The organism is Defluviimonas salinarum (genome assembly GCF_026013545.1).
GTDB classification, from domain to species: domain Bacteria; phylum Pseudomonadota; class Alphaproteobacteria; order Rhodobacterales; family Rhodobacteraceae; genus Albidovulum; species Albidovulum salinarum.
This window is the reverse complement of record NZ_JAPDOG010000002.1, coordinates 192,589-209,249: the sequence shown is the minus strand read 5'-3', so window position 1 is coordinate 209,249 and position 16,661 is coordinate 192,589. Positions and strand designations below refer to the sequence as shown.

Annotated in this window: 19 protein-coding genes; 7 read left to right on the top strand and 12 right to left on the bottom strand. The window is 65.5% G+C overall.

Features of this window, described 5'->3' with window-relative positions:
• The first annotated feature begins 69 nt into the window (after window positions 1–69).
• From yidC to OM960_RS03345, 6 genes are all read left to right on the top strand, one after another.
• Entirely contained in the window at window positions 70–1,890 is a 1,821-nt protein-coding gene (gene yidC / locus OM960_RS03370) for a membrane protein insertase YidC (protein ID WP_264771065.1), read from the top strand.
• Window positions 1,887–2,642: an MOSC domain-containing protein gene (locus OM960_RS03365; RefSeq protein WP_264771064.1), complete on the top strand. Its 756-nt coding sequence runs from the start codon at window positions 1,887–1,889 to the stop codon at window positions 2,640–2,642. The genes yidC and OM960_RS03365 overlap by 4 nt, the downstream gene beginning before the upstream one ends.
• Window positions 2,639–3,289 (top strand): ribosome biogenesis GTP-binding protein YihA/YsxC, encoded by a 651-nt coding sequence (gene yihA, locus OM960_RS03360; RefSeq protein WP_264771063.1) that lies wholly within the window; start codon window positions 2,639–2,641, stop codon window positions 3,287–3,289. The genes OM960_RS03365 and yihA overlap by 4 nt, the downstream gene beginning before the upstream one ends.
• Window positions 3,290–3,373: 84 nt before the next feature.
• Window positions 3,374–4,252: an acetylglutamate kinase gene (gene argB, locus OM960_RS03355; RefSeq protein ID WP_263335764.1), complete on the top strand. Its 879-nt coding sequence runs from the start codon at window positions 3,374–3,376 to the stop codon at window positions 4,250–4,252.
• Window positions 4,249–4,902, top strand: a complete 654-nt coding sequence (locus OM960_RS03350) for a ferredoxin (protein WP_264771062.1) — start codon at window positions 4,249–4,251, stop codon at window positions 4,900–4,902. The genes argB and OM960_RS03350 overlap by 4 nt, the downstream gene beginning before the upstream one ends.
• A complete protein-coding gene (locus OM960_RS03345) occupies window positions 4,899–5,417 on the top strand; it encodes a SixA phosphatase family protein (RefSeq protein ID WP_264771061.1) in 519 nt (172 codons plus the stop codon). The genes OM960_RS03350 and OM960_RS03345 overlap by 4 nt, the downstream gene beginning before the upstream one ends.
• Before the next feature lie 55 nt (window positions 5,418–5,472).
• On the opposite strand, the gene OM960_RS03340 is transcribed toward OM960_RS03345, so the two are convergent.
• The 11 genes from OM960_RS03340 to OM960_RS03290 form a co-directional block, all read right to left on the bottom strand.
• A complete protein-coding gene (locus OM960_RS03340) occupies window positions 5,473–6,267 on the bottom strand; it encodes an amino acid ABC transporter ATP-binding protein (RefSeq protein WP_290428525.1) in 795 nt (264 codons plus the stop codon).
• 11 nt (window positions 6,268–6,278) lie between these two features.
• Window positions 6,279–7,598 carry an amino acid ABC transporter permease gene (locus tag OM960_RS03335; protein WP_263335657.1) on the bottom strand — a complete coding sequence of 440 codons (1,320 nt, stop codon included), beginning with the start codon at window positions 7,596–7,598 and terminating at the stop codon, window positions 6,279–6,281.
• 1 nt (window position 7,599) lies between these two features.
• Window positions 7,600–8,877: an amino acid ABC transporter permease gene (locus OM960_RS03330; RefSeq protein ID WP_264771060.1), complete on the bottom strand. Its 1,278-nt coding sequence runs from the start codon at window positions 8,875–8,877 to the stop codon at window positions 7,600–7,602.
• Window positions 8,878–9,014: 137 nt separating this feature from the next.
• Window positions 9,015–10,031 (bottom strand): amino acid ABC transporter substrate-binding protein, encoded by a 1,017-nt coding sequence (locus OM960_RS03325; RefSeq protein ID WP_263335660.1) that lies wholly within the window; start codon window positions 10,029–10,031, stop codon window positions 9,015–9,017.
• A 203-nt stretch (window positions 10,032–10,234) separates the two neighbouring features.
• A complete protein-coding gene (locus OM960_RS03320) occupies window positions 10,235–10,951 on the bottom strand; it encodes an ATP12 family chaperone protein (protein ID WP_264771059.1) in 717 nt (238 codons plus the stop codon).
• A complete protein-coding gene (locus OM960_RS03315) occupies window positions 10,948–11,622 on the bottom strand; it encodes an HAD-IA family hydrolase (RefSeq protein ID WP_263335664.1) in 675 nt (224 codons plus the stop codon). The genes OM960_RS03320 and OM960_RS03315 overlap by 4 nt, the downstream gene beginning before the upstream one ends.
• The gene (locus OM960_RS03310) at window positions 11,619–12,665 is read right to left on the bottom strand and encodes an RluA family pseudouridine synthase (protein ID WP_263335666.1); all 1,047 of its coding nucleotides are present in this window, start codon (window positions 12,663–12,665) and stop codon (window positions 11,619–11,621) included. The genes OM960_RS03315 and OM960_RS03310 overlap by 4 nt, the downstream gene beginning before the upstream one ends.
• Window positions 12,662–13,039: a fluoride efflux transporter CrcB gene (gene crcB / locus OM960_RS03305; RefSeq protein ID WP_263335668.1), complete on the bottom strand. Its 378-nt coding sequence runs from the start codon at window positions 13,037–13,039 to the stop codon at window positions 12,662–12,664. The genes OM960_RS03310 and crcB overlap by 4 nt, the downstream gene beginning before the upstream one ends.
• 111 nt (window positions 13,040–13,150) lie before the next feature.
• Complete coding sequence (locus tag OM960_RS03300; protein ID WP_264771058.1) at window positions 13,151–14,461, bottom strand: replication-associated recombination protein A; 1,311 nt, start codon at window positions 14,459–14,461, stop codon at window positions 13,151–13,153.
• Between the two features lie 91 nt (window positions 14,462–14,552).
• Window positions 14,553–15,143 (bottom strand): acyl-homoserine-lactone synthase, encoded by a 591-nt coding sequence (locus tag OM960_RS03295; protein WP_263335674.1) that lies wholly within the window; start codon window positions 15,141–15,143, stop codon window positions 14,553–14,555.
• A gap of 62 nt (window positions 15,144–15,205) precedes the next feature.
• Complete coding sequence (locus tag OM960_RS03290; protein WP_411709797.1) at window positions 15,206–15,817, bottom strand: autoinducer binding domain-containing protein; 612 nt, start codon at window positions 15,815–15,817, stop codon at window positions 15,206–15,208.
• 77 nt (window positions 15,818–15,894) lie between these two features.
• Between OM960_RS03290 and OM960_RS03285 the strand changes: the two genes are divergently transcribed.
• Window positions 15,895–16,077, top strand: coding sequence for a hypothetical protein (locus tag OM960_RS03285; protein WP_263335676.1), 183 nt, complete (start codon window positions 15,895–15,897; stop codon window positions 16,075–16,077).
• Between the two features lie 99 nt (window positions 16,078–16,176).
• Here OM960_RS03285 and rplQ read toward each other — a convergent pair whose 3' ends face one another.
• Window positions 16,177–16,596, bottom strand: a complete 420-nt coding sequence (gene rplQ / locus OM960_RS03280) for a 50S ribosomal protein L17 (RefSeq protein WP_263335679.1) — start codon at window positions 16,594–16,596, stop codon at window positions 16,177–16,179.
• Window positions 16,597–16,661: the final 65 nt, after the last annotated feature.

Genomic DNA, 16,661 nt, shown 5'->3' with positions numbered 1-16,661 from the left:
CCGCTTGACCTTTCGCTGCCCGTTCTGTTGAACCTGCCCAACCCTTTGCCGGACAGGTGGTGTGTCGTCATGGACGATCAGAACAAGAACCTCATCCTCGCGACAGTGCTGTCATTCCTGGTGATCCTGATCTGGTTCACGCTCTTCCCGCCTCCCGAGCAGGCGCCGGCCCCGGACGCTCCGGCCGCGGTTCAGACCGCTGGCGATACCGCGCCCGGCGGCAGCGCGACCGCGCCTGCCGCAACGGCGCCCCAGACAGACGTCGCCGCGGCCGAGATCGCGGCCGCGCCGCGAATCTCGATCGACACGCCGCGGCTGGCGGGGTCGATCTCGCTCCTCGGCGGCAGGATCGACGACCTCTCGCTCAAGGACTACAAGGTCGCGCTCGACGAAGGCTCACCGAACATCCGTCTTCTGGCGCCGATCGGCACAACGGATGTCGAGGCAGTCAAACCCTATTACGCCGTCCACGGCTGGTCACCGGCCGGCGGGCTCGATCCTGCGCTCGTGCCCGGCGCGAAGACGTTGTGGGAGGCGGAGTCCGGCGCGACGCTAGCACCCGGAAAGCCGGTGACGATTCGCTGGGACAACGGCGCGGGACTGGTTTTCCACCGCAAGATCGAAATCGATGACAACTACCTCTTCACCGTCACCCAGTCGGTGGAGAACAACACCGGCGCCGCGGTGCGGCTCGCGCCCTACGGCATCGTCGCGCGTCACGGTATCCCCAAGACCCAGAGCGTCTATGTCCTTCATGAAGGCGTGGTGCGGAGCTCGGATGGCAAGCTCGAAGAGCTGAAATACAAGGAGTTGCCCGATCTGACCGTCGATACCCGCGAGGGTGCCCCGACGTCGGCAGCTGCTGTCGCCGCCGATGGCTGGATCGGTTTCACGGACAAGTACTGGATGACGACGCTCGCCCCTGCCCCGGGACAAGCCTTCACCTCGGTCGTGAAATACGTCCCCACTGCCGACATCTACCAGACCGAGGCGCGGCTGCCTGTCATGGAGGTCGCGCCCGGCGCGACCGCGCAGGCGACGACAATGGTCTTCGCCGGCGCCAAGGAATGGGAAGCGATCAAGCACTACGAGGACGAGACGGGCATCAAGGGCTTCGTCAACTCGATCGACTGGGGCTGGTTCTTCTTCCTCACCAAGCCAATGTTCCGGCTGCTGCACTGGCTCCACGGCGCGATCGGCAACATGGGCTGGGCGATCATCGCGCTGACCGTGATCATCAAGCTCATCGTCTTCCCGCTGGCGCGCAAATCCTATGTCTCGATGGCAAAGATGAAGGAACTGCAGCCCGAGATGGAGAAGCTCAAGGAGCAGGCCGGAGAGGACCGCCAGAAGCTCCAGCAGGGCATGATGGCGCTCTACAAGAAGGAGAAGGTGAACCCGGCCTCCGGCTGTCTGCCGATCCTGCTGCAGATCCCGATCTTCTTTTCGCTCTACAAGGTGATCTACGTCACGATCGAGCTATACCACGCGCCCTGGGTCGGCTGGATCAAGGACCTGTCGGCACCCGATCCGTCCTCGATCCTCAACCTCTTCGGGCTCCTGCCGTACGCCACGCCCGGACAGGAAAGCATCTTCTTCATCTTCTCGCTCGGAGTGCTGCCGATCCTCCTTGGCATCTCGATGTGGTTCCAGCAAAAGCTGAACCCGGCCCCGACCGATCCGACGCAGCAGATGATCTTCGCCTGGATGCCGTGGGTCTTCATGTTCATGCTGGGATCCTTCGCCTCGGGCCTCGTGCTCTACTGGATCGCGAACAACACGATCACGTTCATCCAGCAGTACACGATCATGTCGATGCACGGGAAACGCCCGGACCTCTTCGGCAACATCCGGAGCGGCTTCAAGCGCGACAAGCCGGCCTCGAAGTGACCCCGACCGTCGCCTCCCTGCAGCGCCACCCGCTGAAGTCGCACGGGCGAGAGGCCCTGTCCGCGGTCACGCTGACCGCCGGCGCGGGCCTGCCCTGGGACCGCCGCTGGGCCGTTGCCCATGACGCCGCGAAGATCGTCGAGGGGGAATGGTCGCCGTGCCAGAACTTCTCGCGCGGCTCCAAGGCGCCGAACCTGATGGCGATCAACGCCCGGCTCGACGAGGCGACGGCGACGCTGACGCTCAGCCACCCGGACCGGCCCGATCTGGCGTTCCGCCCCGACGAGGCCGCCGATGTCGCGCGGTTCCTCGACTGGGTTCGCCCGCTCTGCCCGGCGGACCGCGCGCAACCAGCGCGGATCTATGGGGTCGACGGGCGTGGCATGACCGATACCGACTATCCCTCCGTGTCGCTGATATCGCTCGCATCCAACCGGGCGCTCGGGGAGCATCTCGGTGTCGCTCTTTCGCCCTTGCGTTGGCGCGGCAACATTTGGCTCGAAGGGCTGCGGCCCTGGGAAGAGCGCGACTGGATCGGCCGCAGGCTGCGCCTGGGCACGGCGGTGCTGGAGATCGTCGAACCAAAGGAGCGTTGCCTCGCGACGACCGCGAACCCGGCGACCGGGCGTCGCGATGCCGATACGCTCCAGGCGCTCAGGGCGATTCATGGTGACCAGGATTTCGGGCTCTACGCCAAGGTGATCGAGTCCGGATCCGCGAGCGTCGGCGACAGGGCGGAATTACTGGCATGACAATCGCCTTTCCCCTTGCAGAGGATCCCGAGGAAGCTGCGCGCGAAAAAGGCCGGCTGATGTTCGCGGGCCCGGTCGATTTCCTCAAGGGCGTTGTCGCGATGGAGGGCCTGCCGCCGGCCGACCGGGTGGAGGTCTGCTTTGCCGGCCGTTCGAACGTGGGCAAGTCGTCGCTGATCAACGCGCTGACCGGGCGGAAGTCGCTCGCGCGGGCGTCGAACACGCCGGGGCGGACGCAGGAGATCAACTATTTCACCGCCGGCGACAGCCATTACCTCGTCGATCTTCCTGGCTACGGCTATGCCGAGGCGCCCGTCGCGGTGGTGGCGAAGTGGCAGCGCCTGCTCAAGTCCTATCTCGGCGGACGCCAGACGCTGCGCCGCGCCTTCGTGCTGATCGACATGCGCCACGGGATCAAGGCGGTGGACGAAGAAATCCTGACGCTGCTCGACCGCTCTGCCGTGACCTTCGAGGTCGTGCTCACCAAGGCCGACAAGGTGAAGGCCGCCGACCACGACAAGATCATCGCCCAGGTCCGCGCGGCGCTTCAGAAGCATACCGCCGCCTATCCCGAGATCGTCGTGACGTCGTCGGAGAAGGGCGACGGAATCGAAACGCTGCGCGCGATCATCGCGACGATGGCCTGATCCGGCTTTCGCTTGGCAGAGCAGCTCCGGACGGGATAACAAACGATCAGCGCATGAGGTTTTCCGCCAATGAGAAAGCAAGACATGAACCGTGACTGGATCGCCACCGCCCGGACGCTCTCCGAAGCGCTTCCCTATCTGCAGCGCTACACCGGCGCGATCGTCGTCATCAAGTTCGGCGGCAACGCGATGGGCGACGACGAGGCGATGGCCGAATTCGCCCGCGACGTCGTGCTGATGCGCCAGGTCGGCGTGAACCCGGTCGTGGTGCATGGCGGCGGGCCGATGATCAACGACCTGCTGAAGAAACTCGGCATCCAGTCGGAGTTCGTGCGCGGCAAGCGCGTGACCGACAAGGCCACTGTCGAGGTGGTGGAGATGGTGCTGACCGGCCTCGTCAACAAGCGCATCGTTCAGGCGATCATGGATCAGGGCGGCCGCGCAGTCGGTCTGTCGGGCAAGGACGACGACCTCATGGTCTGCGTCGCCGACGACCCGGAGCTCGGCTTCGTCGGCAAGCCGGTCGAGATGAACGTGCAGGTTCTGCGCGACCTCTTCACCGCCGGGATCATCCCCGTTGTCGCCCCGGTGGCGACCGGCATGGATCCGAACGAGACCTTCAACGTCAACGGCGACACCGCCGCAGGCGCGATCGCGGCGGCCCTCAAGGCCGACCGGCTGCTGCTCCTAACCGACGTGTCCGGCGTCAAGAACGAAGCTGGCGAGGTGATGACCCAGCTCACCCCCGAGGAGGTCCGCGAACTGACGGAGAAGGGCGTGATCGCCGGCGGCATGATCCCCAAGACCGAGACCGCGCTCGCCGCGCTCGACGGCGGCGTGCGGGCGGTCGTGATCCTCGACGGCCGGGTGTCGAACGCCTGCCTCCTGGAGCTGTTCACCGATCACGGCGCGGGCTCGCTCATCCGCTCGACCGAGCCGCGCGTGAAGCCCAGAACAAAGTGACGACGCTCGCCGCGATCGCGGAGCGGGCGGCGGCTGAACGGCTCGCCGTCTTCGGGGCGTTCCACCCCGCCGACGGGGACGAGCTCGAAGGCGCCGAGACCTTGATCCTGTTCGGTCCCGCCGAGCCCGGCTTCTGGGGTCACCTCACCTCACAGCCGGAATGGCGCGACGGGGCGCCGGATCCGATCGACCGCTGGTCGGCGCGGGTGCTCGGCAACTTCGCGCAAAGGCTCGGCGGGCGCGCGATCTTTCCCTCCGACGGACCGCCCTACCCGCCTTTCTTCCGCTGGGCGTTGAGGACCGGCCGGGCCTGGCCCTCGCCGGTGCAGCTTCTGGTGCATGACACGGCAGGGCTGATGGTCTCCTACCGGGGGGCGATCGCCCTGCCCCAGCGGCTCGCCCTGCCCGACGCACCGACCGCCTCACCGTGCGCCGATTGCACGGCGCAGCCCTGTCGCACCGCCTGCCCGGCCGCCGCACTGACCCCGCAGCACTACGACCTGCCCGTTTGCCACGCCTTTCTCGACACCCGGGAGGGGCAGGACTGCCTTTCTCGCGGCTGCGGTGTGCGTCGTGCTTGCCCTGTATCGCGCGCCTATGGCAGGCTGGCCGAACAATCGGCCTATCATATGAGGCGCTTTCACCCATGACACCTGCCGGCCATCGCCGACTGATCCTCACCCGCCACGCGAAATCGGCCTGGGACGACCCCGCGCTCGAAGACCACGACCGGCCATTGAACACGCGCGGCAGGCGGGCCGCATTGGAGCTTGGTGAATGGCTCGACTCGCGCGGCTACGAACCGGACGAGGTGCTGTGCTCGACCGCCGCGCGGACTCGCGAGACCTGGACGAAGATCGCCGCCGCGCCGCTCGAGGTGATGCCGGAGGTTCAGTACCTGCGCGCGCTCTATCAGGCTTCTCCCGTCGAGCTGGTCGAAGCCTTGAAGGGCGCGACGGGCGACTGCGTGATGATCATAGGCCACAATCCCGGCATCGCGACCTTCGCGGCCTCGCTGTCGGCCCGGCCGCCGATAGATCCGGATTTCGCCCGCTACCCGACCGCCGCGACCCTGGTCGTCGATTTCCAGATCGAGACCTGGGCCGACGTCCAGCCGGGCTCGGGCAGCGTGCTCGACTTTTTCGTTCCCTCCGGACGCGGCTGAGGATTCAAATACAAAAGGCCCCGGCGCATCGCCGGGGCCTTTGTCGTTTTCGACGTCAGTGGCCGAGGATCTGGCTCAGGAACAGCTTGGTCCGGTCCGATTGCGGATTGTTGAAGAACTCCTTCGGCTCGTTCTGTTCCACGATCTGGCCCTGGTCCATGAAGATCACGCGGTTCGCCACGGCCTGGGCGAAGCCCATCTCGTGGGTCACGCAGAGCATCGTCATTCCCTCCTCGGCGAGCTCGATCATCGTGTCGAGCACTTCCTTGATCATCTCGGGGTCCAGGGCCGAAGTCGGCTCGTCGAAGAGCATGATCCGAGGCTTCATGCAGAGCGAGCGGGCGATTGCCACCCGCTGCTGCTGGCCGCCCGAGAGCTGGCCGGGGTATTTATGGGCCTGTTCGGGGATCTTCACCTTCTCGAGGAAATGCATCGCGGTTTCCTCGGCTTCCCGCTTTGGCACCTTCCTGACCCAGATCGGCGCGAGCGTGCAGTTCTCGAGGATCGTCAGGTGCGGGAAGAGGTTGAAGTGCTGGAACACCATCCCGACCTCGGAGCGCACCTTGTCGATGTTCTTGAGGTCCGAGGTCAGCTCGATCCCGTCAACGACGATCTGGCCTTTTTGATGCTCCTCGAGGCGGTTGATGCAGCGGATGAGCGTGGACTTGCCCGAACCGGAGGGACCGCAGATGACGATCCGCTCCCCCCGGTTGACGGTCATGTTGATATCGCGGAGCACATGGAACGCCCCGTACCACTTGTTCATTCCGGAAATCTGGATCGCCACCTCGTCGCTGACCTGCATATGGCTGCGGTCGATCTTACGGGTAACGGCATGCGGGTCCGACATGGGATTACTCCTTAACGGTGTTCACGCTGCAGCTTGCGCTCGAGATACATCGAGTAGCGCGACATGCTGAAGCAGATGAGGAAGAAAATGCCGCCGACGAAGATGTAGGGCTCCCAGTAGATGCCCTTCCATTCGATGGAGGCGCGCACGGCGTCGGTGATGCCTTTCAGCGGATCGAGAAGGCCGACGAAGATCACGAGGGTCGTGTCCTTGAAGAGCCCGATGAAGGACGACACGATGCCGGGAATCGAGATCTTCAGCGCCTGCGGCATGATGATTAGCCGCTGCGCCTTCCAGTAGTCGAGCCCGAGCGCGTCGGCCGCCTCGTACTGGCCGCGCGGAAGCGCCGCGAGGCCGCCCCGGATCACCTCGGCGATATAGGCCGCCGAGAAGAGCGTGACCATGATGATGACGCGCAGGATGATGTCGAAGTTGGTGCCCGGCGGCAGGAAGTAGTTCAGGAGCAGCGAGGCAGTGAACAGGAGCGTGATCAGCGGCACGCCGCGGATGAACTCGATGAAGCCGACGCAGAGCGCCTTGACCAGGAGCATGTCCGACCGCCGGCCGAGCGCGAGGATGATCCCCATCGGCAGCGAGAAGGCGATGCCGGTGATGCCGATCGTGAAGGCGAGGACGAAGCCGCCGAACTTGTCGGAGCGGACCGCCTCGATCCCGATGGGCAAGATCGCCTGCAGCTGCTGCGCGACCGGCCCGGCGAGCAGGAGCCACCACAGGATCGGCACGACCACGGCCGCGATGGTGGCGAGGATCGTGCCGCCGATGGGCTGCAGGACGCGAAGCGCGAGCCAGCCGAGGGCGAAACCGGCCATCGCCACGACCGGGATCCAGATCGTCCCACCCCACAGGAGCCAGAAGCCGAGCGCGGGATAGAGGATGCTGAACCACAGCGACTTGCGCGGCAGATGGGTGAACAGCACCGGCGCGAGCGCTGCGAGCAGAAGCAGGAAGGCCAGGACCGGCCGCCAGTAGAGATGCGACGGGTAGAAGCCGAAGATGAACTGCGTCCAGCGTTCGCGGATCACCGCCCAGCAGGCGCCGGTCGCGCCTTCGCCGAAGGTGGCCGTGATGATCGAGCGGCATTCGCCGAGCGAATTTGCGACCCAGACCGAACGGAACAGCCACGGCAGGATCCCGGAAAGCACCGAATAGATCGCCACGAGCCCGACGAGAGTCAGGATCGTGTTCAAGGGCCCGGAGAACAGGTTCTCGCGTAGCCACTTGATGATCCCGGTTTCCATCGCCGGCGGGTGTTCCGCCGGCAGCATGGCGTCGCGGACATAGACGGCCGAATTTGCTTGTGAGTTGCTCATCTCAGCGCTCCTTCAGCCGGACGGCATTGTTGTAGACGTTCATCCCGGCCGAGATCATGAGGCTGATCGCCAGGTAGATGAGCATCATCAGCAGGATGCATTCCAGCTCCTTGCCGGTCTGGTTCAGCGTGATTCCGCCCAGCGTACCGCGCAGGTCCATGTAGCTGACCGCGATCGCGAGAGACGAGTTCTTGGTCAGGTTGAGGAACTGAGAGATCAGGGGCGGAATGATGACCCGCAGCGCCTGCGGCAGGATGACGAGGCTCATCGTCCGGCGCGGACGCAGGCCGAGCGCGTAGGCTGCCTCGGTCTGGCCCTTGGAGATGGCCATGATCCCGGCGCGCACGATCTCGGCGATGAAGGCCGCGGTGTAGAGCGTCAGCCCGAGCCACAGCGCCATCAGCGCGTTCGAGATGTTGATGCCGCCAGTGAAGTTGAAGCCCTTGAGCTCGGGATAGCCAAGGTGGAAGCCCAGCGCCCAGAGCACCGCGACAGGCGGCACGATGGTCACGAGGAGGCTCTTCCACAAGGTCTTCGGCCGGACGCCGGTGGCCTCCTGGACCTTGGTCGCATGGGTGCCGATCGCCCGGTAGGCGAGGAACCCGCCGATGACGGCGGCGAGGAAGGCGAGAAGGTCGATGCTGATGAGGAAAATCCCGATGTCGATGTTGCCGAGGCTGCGGGAGAACAGCGGCTCGGGCACATAGGTGCCGCGGTTGGTGATCGCGACGCTGTCGAAGAGCAGCATCGACGCCTTGGGCGCCTCGCCCGCCGCGATCATCTCGTCGGTTGCGCGGAAATCGCGCGGCTGCGGTGTGACATCTGTGAAGATCGCGAGCGCGATCAGGATCCACAGGAGCACCGGCACGTTGCGGAAGACCTCGACATAGACGGTCATGATCCGCGCCACGAGCCAGTTCTTCGAGAGCCGCAGCACGCCGACGAAGATGCCGATGACCGTCGCGGCCACGCAGCCCATCGCAGAGACGAGGAGCGTGTTCAGCAACCCGATCAGCAGCGCCCTGCCGTGCGTGCTGTCATTGGTATAGGCGACCAGCACCTGGTTGATGTCGTAGCCGGCCCGGTTCCACAGGAAGGCGAAGCTGAAATCCTTGCCGAGCGTGGCGAGGTTCTTGATCGTGTTGTCCACAAGCCAGGCGGCGCCCGCCATGAACAGGAACAGAACGACGATCTGGATGGTCATCGAACGATAGCGGGTATCGTAGATGAGCATGCTCAACCGAAAGCCAGGCTTCGGTGCGTCAGTCATTGTTGTCATGTTTTTTCCCCAGTCCGGGGCGCGGGTCTGGCGTTCGCCAGTTCAACGGGGTCTTTGTGCCCCTCGCGCGCCGGCTCTCCCTGATGCCGAGGCGGAAGGGGCGCACCCTTGCGGACGCGCCCCTCGATCTTTTCCGATCAGCGGAACGGCGGCGCGTAGAGCAGGCCGCCCTGGGTCCACTGCGCGTTCAGGCCGCGGGCGAGACCGATTGGCGTCGCTTCGCCGATATTGGCGGCGAAGATCTCGCCGTAGTTGCCGTTAGCGGCGATGACGCGCTTGGCCCACTCGTTGTCGAGGCCCATCATAGCGCCGAGATCGCCCTCGGTGCCGAGCAGGCGGTTGATCTCGGGGTTCTGCGTCCCCTTCGAGAGCTCTTCGACGTTGGCCGAGGTCACACCGTACTCTTCCGCCGCGACCAGCGCGTTCAGCACCCAGCGGTTGATGTCGGCCCACTGGTCGTCTCCGTGGCGAACGAGCGGCCCGAGCGGCTCCTTGGAGATGATCTCCGGAAGGATGATGTGGTTCTCCGGGTCGGCGAAGATCGCCCGCGTCGCGGCGAGGCCCGACGCGTCGGTCGTATAGGCGTCGCAGGCGCCGGCGAGATACTGCTGCTCGCCCTCGGCGTTGGTCTGGATCGGAACCGGCTGGTAGGTCATGTTGTTGGCCTTGAAGTAGTCGGCCAGGTTCAGTTCCGTGGTGGTGCCGGTCTGGATGCAGACGGTGGCGCCGTCGAGTTCCTTGGCCGAGGACACGCCGAGGTCCTTGCGGACCATGAAGCCCTGGCCGTCATAGTAGTTCACGCCGGTGAAGGTGAACTTGAGGTCAGCGTCACGCGAATAGGTCCAGGTCGTGTTGCGCGCGAGCAGGTCCACCTCGCCCGAGGCGAGCGCGGTGAAGCGGGTCTCGGTCGTGGTCGGGACGTACTTGACCTTCGAGGCATCGCCCAGCACGGCGGCCGCGACGGCCTTGCAAATCGCGACGTCGAAGCCCTGCCAGTTGCCGCTGGCATCGGGCTGCGCGAAACCGGTGAGCGCGGTGTTCACGCCGCAGAACAGCTCGCCTCGGGCCTTGACGTCGTCGAGAGTGGCCGCCGACGCGTATCCAGCCAGCAAAGCGGAAGCCGCCAGCGTTCCGAGGAATACGGATTTTTTCATACTTACCTCTTCCTGAGTTTCCGCCCTCCCCGAGCGGATTGATAGGCCAGGTGGTCCTGGCGCCGATTATAGGGGGTTGCCCCCACTACGCGCAGTGTTGACAGATGGCTGTCGCCCGTCAAGCGGGCATTCGCGCCAAACTCTGCACTTACCGCAATTCGGTAACGGCGGACCGGTCGCGCGGAAGACGCGGCGAAAGATTGTTATCGTCTATCTTCCGAAATGTTCCAAAAATGCCGCGCGAACAGGAAATCGTCCCGTTTCATCCGGGCGGCCGCCACGGCTTCTTCGTCCTCGCCCCACTGCTCCGTCTGCCAGTCCTCGTCGAAACGCGAGTGCCGCCAGAGGGTCTCGGAATCGAACTCCGGCCGCGTCGCCGCGAGGCCGAGGACGAGCGAGCCGCTGAGACTGACGAGGTCATGCAGCGCGGTAAGCTCGAAGGGGCTCAGGGCGCGGACGGCCGCCGTGAGCCGGACAAGGCTTTCGGCCGGTTGGGCGACCGGCACCACACCTCGGGTAACGTTGAGCCGGGCTCCGTATTCGCGGGCCGCCCAATCAAGAAGCGGATCCCATGCCGCGGCCTGCGCCTCGGCCAGCGCCTCGGGCGCTACGGCACGGTAACAGAGAAGATCGGTGCCGCCATAGGCCGCTATCAGCGTCGCCACCTCGTCGAACTGCGGCGCCACCTTGTCAATGGCGGCGTTGGCGGCGCGGGTCACCGGCATCCGGCGCGGATCGACCTCTTTCTCGACAGCCTCCCACTCGGCGGCGATGGCCTCGGCCATGGCGCGCGTGGGCAGGACGAGCGCACACTTGGCCGGCGTGCGAACCGGGCGCGCGTCGAGTGTGACGCCGTAGCCGCCCTCGGCCTCGACGACCGCAACCGTTTTCCAGAACCGCTTCGCCTTCCAGCCGCTCATGACGCCTCCCAGATCCGTTCCAATGCCGGCAGGAGGGCGGCGAAGTCCGCGATCACCTGCCCCGCCCCAGCCGCTTCGAGCGCCTCGCGCCGATGGTAGCCCCATGTGACGCCGATCGTGTGGAACCCCGCGGCACGGCCCATCTCGATGTCGTAGCTCGTGTCGCCGATCATCACCGCGCGTGCCGCCGGGGCCCCGGTTTCGGCGAGTGCCGCGTGCAGCATCGAGGGATGCGGCTTTGACGGATGGTCGTCGGCGACCTGGGCGGTGACGAAATGCCCCGCCAGGCCGTGCGCGTCGAGGATATGCCTCAGCCCGCGCCGCGACTTGCCGGTCGCCACGCCGAGCAGCACGTCCGGCCGTTCGGCGAGCGTCGTCAGCATGTCGACCGCGCCTTCGAAAAGCGGTGAGAGTGGACCGGCGCGGAGCGTGGCAAAGCTCTGCTTGTAGGCCTCGACAAGCTCCGCACGGGTATCCGGGCCATGCTCCGGCACCAGCCGGGCCATCGCCTCGGGCAGGGACAGGCCGACGATCGCGAGGATGCGGTCGCGCGGCGGCAGGTGCAGGCCGATGGAAGTGAAGGCATGGCTCATCGCGGCGTGGATATGATTCTGGCTATCGACGAGCGTGCCGTCGACATCGAAGACGACGAGCCTGAGGTCTTCCGTCATGTCTCGTCCGCGAACGGGTCGGCGGGCGCCTCAGCCTCGGACCAGCCCACAGTCTTCCAGGTGCGCTTCATGTGGTCCGGCAGGGGCGCGGTCAGGGTGATGCGCTTGCCGGTGATCGGGTGGTCGAAGCCGATGGAGCGGGCGTGGAGATGCAGCTTGCGGCTGATCTCGCCGCCGAGCTGGGCGCCCCAGCCGTCGCCGAGGTTCTCCTGCCCCGAGCCGCCGTACTTGCCGTCACCGACGATCGGGTGGCCAAGCTCTGCCATATGGGCGCGGAGCTGGTGGGTGCGCCCGGTGATCGGCACCAGCGCGACCCAGGCGGCGCGGGTGCCGAGAGCGTCGAGCACCGCGTAATCGGTCGTGGCGCGCTTGGCGCCCTCGGTCGCCTCGACCTTCGAAGGATGGATGGCGACCATCTTCTCGCCCTCGCCGCCGCGGCCGTGGCCCGGTGCCTTGACGAGGCCGAAGCGCACGGTGCCCATCCGCGGATTGGGCAGGCCGGCGACCGCGGCCCAGTAGATCTTGCGCGTCGTGCGGGCGCGGAACGCCTCGCTGAGGGCGCGGGCGACGCGGTCAGTGCGGGCAAGGAGCAGGACGCCAGACGTGTCCTTGTCGAGCCGGTGGACCAGCTTCGGCCGGTCCTTGTAGCCGAACATCAGGGCGCCGGTCAGGCCGTCGACGTGGCGGTTGCCCTGCCCGGATCCGCCCTGGCTCGGCAGGCCGGGCGGTTTGTTGAGCGCGATGATATGCTCGTCCTTCCAGAGAACGGCGGCCTGGATCATCTTCGCGTCCGCGTCACTGATGCCGGCCTCGGGCTTCGGCGCGGACGGCGCGGAGGCCTGCAGCGGCGGGACCCGGACTTGCTGGCCCGGCACGACCCGGGTCGAGGCCTTGACGCGGCCGCCATCGACGCGGATCTGGCCGGTGCGGCAGAGCTTCTCGACCGCACCTTGCGTGATCTCGGGGAAGCGTTTCTTGAGCCAGCGGTCGAGCCGGCTCTCGCCCTCGTCGGCAGCGACGGTCAGCATCTTCACCCCGCTCATGCGTAGATCCCCCGAACTGCGGCCATGCCGGCGACGATGGCGGCGAGCGAAAGCGTGACCGAACCCAGCACATAGGCGGCGGCGAGCATGGTCTGGCCGCGCTCCCAGATCGTCAGCGCGTCGAGCGAGAAGGCCGAGAACGTGGTGAAGCCGCCGAGCACCCCGGTCATCAGGAAGGGCGCGAGCCGCATCCCGTCGCGATGCGCGAGAAAGACCACGAGCGCGCCCATGAGGAAGGAGCCGACGACGTTGACCGTGACCGTGCCCCAGGGAAAGCCGGGGCCGATCAGCCGCATCGCGGCGACGTTCGTCATGTAGCGGGCCGAGGCGCCGATCGCGCCGCCGAGGGCCACCTGGAGAAGGGTCAGGATCATGGCGCCTTCCTCTTCCGCCGGGCGCGCAAAGTCAACCGGGCAAGGGGGCTGTCTGCCCCCTCTTGGCCTTCGGCCAGTTCCCCTCTGAGGATATTTCGTCCAAGTGGAAGATCAGGCGCCGCGCTTGTCGCGGAGCTTGGCGAACCATTCGACGCGCTTTTTCAGCTCGCGCTCGTAGCCGCGTTCGACGGGGTAGTAGAAGACCGGGCGCTTCATCGTCTCGGGGAAATAGCTCTGGCCCGAGAACCCATCCTCGGCGTCGTGGTCATAGGCGTAGCCGCTGCCGTAGCCCTGTTCTTTCATCAGCGTCGTCGGCGCGTTCCGGATGTGTTTCGGCGGCGGCTCCGACCCGGTTGCGCGAGCGGCGGCGCGGGCGGCCTTGTAGGCGACATAGCCCGCGTTCGATTTCGGCGCGAGCGCGAGATAGGTCACGGCCTGGGCCAGCGCCAGTTCGCCCTCCGGGCTACCGAGCCGCTCATAGGTCTCCCAGGCATGGAGGCAGACGGTCTGCGCCTGCGGATCGGCGAGGCCGATATCCTCGACCGACATCCGGGTGATGCGGCGGGCGAGGAAGCGCGGATCCTCGCCGCCCTCGAGCATGCGGGCGAACCAGTAGAGTGCCGCGTCGGGATCGGAGCCGCGCACCGATTTGTGCAGGGCGGAGATGAGGTTGTAATGTTCCTCGCCGGACTTGTCGTATTTCGCGGCGCGGCGCATCAGCCGCTGGGCGAGCGCCTCGGTGCCGAGCGGCTTGTCGATCTTCCAGGCGGCGACCTGTTCGATGAGGTTGAGCAGCGCGCGGCCATCGCCATCGGCCATCTCCAGAAGCGCCTCGCGCGCCGCGGGCGCGAGCGGCAGGGCGCGGCCGAGTTCCTGTTCGGCCCGTTGCGAGAGGCGTTCGAGATCGGCGAGCGAGAGCCGTTCGAGCACAATCACCTGGGCGCGGCTCAGAAGCGCGGCGTTAAGTTCGAACGAAGGGTTCTCGGTCGTGGCGCCGACGAGGAGGATCGTGCCGTCCTCCATATGCGGCAAGAAGCCGTCCTGCTGGGCCTTGTTGAAGCGGTGGATCTCGTCGACGAAGAGGAGCGTGCCGCGGCCCTGGGTGCGGCGAAGCTTCGCCGCCTCGAAGACCTTGCGAAGCTCCGGCACGCCGGTGAAGATCGCGCTGATCTGGACGAAGGCGAGATCGGTCGCGTCGGCAAGGAGCCGGGCGATCGTAGTCTTGCCCACGCCGGGCGGCCCCCAGAGGATCAGCGACGACAGGCTGCCGGAGGCGAGCATCGCGCCGAGCGGCCCGTCGGGCGACAGCACCTTGTCCTGGCCGATGACCGCGTCGAGCGCGGCCGGCCGAAGCCGGTCGGCCAGGGGGCGCAGCGCGGACGGCGCGGCTCGGGATGCGGGTTGGTCGAACAGGTCTGACATGTGTCGTTCTTACTGCCGCCAACGGGGCCGAGGAAGAGGCGATAGAAATATCCCCAGAGACCCGCTGGACGGAGTGGCAACCGCGATCAGGTCAATGCAGCTTCGACGCGAGCTCGATCTGCACGCACTGGTAGTCGCCGTCATCGATGTACATGACCGGCCCGATTCCCTTCGCGGTGAGACCGCAGCGGCCGTACCAGCGCGGCCAGTTCGCCGGCGTGATTGCGATAAGCTGGGTCGCGCCGAGTTCGCGCGCCGACTTGACCATGGCCTCGACCATGTAGGCATGGACGCGACGCCGGATCATCTGCGGCGTCGAGTGGAGCACGAAGACCCGCGTGCATTCCCAGCAGTATGGATCGACCGGCGCCTCCTCGTAGAGGAGGTCCGCCGACAGCGACGAGAGCAGCCCGCGCTGAGCGTCACGGATCATGTAGGAGTAGATGCCGCAGCGCGCCGTGGTCGGGGTCAGGCGAATGCCGGCATAGACCTGGCCTACCTCGTCGTGAATCGCGATCCAGCGGCTGGCCGGCGTGTCGTACTGATCGTACTCCATGTCCAGCGCCTCGGGCAGATCCCATCGCTTTTCGACGATGAAGGACTGCTTGCGCGCCCGGAACAGATTGGCGAACAGCTCTCCGTGGTTATGAAGATTCTCGAACGAGAGGACGGTGGTTTGCATGTAGAGTCTCCAGCTTGGTTGATTTCTCTAACCCTGCATGCAAACGAAAGACCGACATCTGGTTACATCAGCCTGTAATCTTTAGCGCGCTGGATAGCCTCCGCTGTCGTGCGGGCGAGCAGTTTTTGCCGTGCAGACATCAGACGCGCCTTTAGCGCACTCTCGGAGATTTTCAACTTGGCTGCTGCAGCCGCGTGCCGGTCCCCCGCCGCGATGAGCTTCAGGGCTTCGATCTGTGCCGTGGTCAGGCTTTCCGGCGGCTCGGTTATGTCGTGAAGTCGCCGAACAAGTTCCGAGATCTTTTCGATCTCGGAATCCGTGAAGTCGCGGTCTGCGCGCGCAAAACTCGATATCGTTCGGGACCGGACCGGTCCGCAAGAGACCGTCAGCCCGAATTTCAGTCCGAATTCCTTGGCTTCCCGGAACAGGCCGAACGGATCGGGAATGTCGATCTCGCTCCAGCGGCATGCGCCCTCAGTACTGAATCCCCATGCAATCGTCGGATCCCGCAAAGCGAAAGCCTTCTCCGTATAGTGATCCAGCCAGTCCTGATTGTAGTTCGAGAACTGCATCAGGGGTGATGCGTAGCGGATGTGCAGACCGATGAAATAGCCAGCGGGCGCCATCAACGCCAACGAGTGTAGTACCGGATCAAGTATTGGCATTTCGGACATGTCCTTTTAGACAAGTTGCCTTGCGGGCAGTCAACCGTAAATTGAACGATGTTGGCTGCGTTGTTAGAGGCATTACATTGCGTACGATCAATCCCGGCCTCTTTGCAAGACTCATGCGGTTGCCTGAAACCGCCCGAACGGACTTGTTGGAGTTCCTCGGTGCAACGCCGATTGCCGATGCACAGCTTTCCTCCATGATCGACACGATGGCGGAGAAGGTCGGCACCGATCGGCGGAGCGCGCGTTTCGAACCGAACTGACGAGCGCTGTTTATCGTGTAAAGAGTATCATTATGTTTAATGAGGAAACCCCGCCGCTTTCGCGACGGGGTTTTTTCTTACACTCGGTCAACCGGATGCTTACGCCTCGGAGGCTTCCTCGGCTTCCGTGCGAGCCCGGTCGGCAGCGCCCTTGGCCGAGGTGTCGCGATCGACGAATTCGATGATCGCCATCGGCGCCATGTCGCCGTAGCGGAAACCCGCCTTCAGCACGCGGACATAGCCGCCCTGGCGCTCCTTGTAGCGCGGCCCGAGGATCTCGAACAGGCGCGCGACATGCTTGTCCTGCTTGAGCTGAGCGGCCGCCTGACGGCGGGCATGCAGGTCGCCGCGCTTGGCGAGTGTGATCAGCTTTTCGATGATCGGACGCAGTTCCTTCGCCTTCGGAAGGGTGGTCTTGATCTGTTCGTGTTCGATGAGCGACCCGGCCATGTTGGCGAAGAGCGCCTTGCGGTGCTCATGGGTGCGGTTCAGACGGCGGTAGCCGCGAGCGTGACGCATTGTAATCTCCTGGTCTGCGTTTTGCTTTGTCCGGCGGCCGTGGTCCTCGGTCCGCTCTCCTTGGG

What these genes read in the sequence shown, in the direction of transcription:
- yidC (WP_264771065.1), top strand. Translation starts at nt 70, where the DNA reads ATGGACGATCAGAACAAGAACCTCATCCTCGCGACAGTGCTGTCATTC.
- rplQ (WP_263335679.1), bottom strand. Translation starts at nt 16,596, where the DNA reads ATGCGTCACGCTCGCGGCTACCGCCGTCTGAACCGCACCCATGAGCAC.
- OM960_RS03315 (WP_263335664.1), bottom strand. Translation starts at nt 11,622, where the DNA reads ATGACGGAAGACCTCAGGCTCGTCGTCTTCGATGTCGACGGCACGCTC.
- OM960_RS03290 (WP_411709797.1), bottom strand. Translation starts at nt 15,817, where the DNA reads ATGTCCGAAATGCCAATACTTGATCCGGTACTACACTCGTTGGCGTTG.
- OM960_RS03325 (WP_263335660.1), bottom strand. Translation starts at nt 10,031, where the DNA reads ATGAAAAAATCCGTATTCCTCGGAACGCTGGCGGCTTCCGCTTTGCTG.
- yihA (WP_264771063.1), top strand. Translation starts at nt 2,639, where the DNA reads ATGACAATCGCCTTTCCCCTTGCAGAGGATCCCGAGGAAGCTGCGCGC.
- OM960_RS03300 (WP_264771058.1), bottom strand. Translation starts at nt 14,461, where the DNA reads ATGTCAGACCTGTTCGACCAACCCGCATCCCGAGCCGCGCCGTCCGCG.
- OM960_RS03320 (WP_264771059.1), bottom strand. Translation starts at nt 10,951, where the DNA reads ATGAGCGGCTGGAAGGCGAAGCGGTTCTGGAAAACGGTTGCGGTCGTC.
- OM960_RS03330 (WP_264771060.1), bottom strand. Translation starts at nt 8,877, where the DNA reads ATGACAACAATGACTGACGCACCGAAGCCTGGCTTTCGGTTGAGCATG.
- OM960_RS03335 (WP_263335657.1), bottom strand. Translation starts at nt 7,598, where the DNA reads ATGAGCAACTCACAAGCAAATTCGGCCGTCTATGTCCGCGACGCCATG.
- OM960_RS03340 (WP_290428525.1), bottom strand. Translation starts at nt 6,267, where the DNA reads ATGTCGGACCCGCATGCCGTTACCCGTAAGATCGACCGCAGCCATATG.
- OM960_RS03310 (WP_263335666.1), bottom strand. Translation starts at nt 12,665, where the DNA reads ATGAGCGGGGTGAAGATGCTGACCGTCGCTGCCGACGAGGGCGAGAGC.
- OM960_RS03295 (WP_263335674.1), bottom strand. Translation starts at nt 15,143, where the DNA reads ATGCAAACCACCGTCCTCTCGTTCGAGAATCTTCATAACCACGGAGAG.
- OM960_RS03345 (WP_264771061.1), top strand. Translation starts at nt 4,899, where the DNA reads ATGACACCTGCCGGCCATCGCCGACTGATCCTCACCCGCCACGCGAAA.
- crcB (WP_263335668.1), bottom strand. Translation starts at nt 13,039, where the DNA reads ATGATCCTGACCCTTCTCCAGGTGGCCCTCGGCGGCGCGATCGGCGCC.
- argB (WP_263335764.1), top strand. Translation starts at nt 3,374, where the DNA reads ATGAACCGTGACTGGATCGCCACCGCCCGGACGCTCTCCGAAGCGCTT.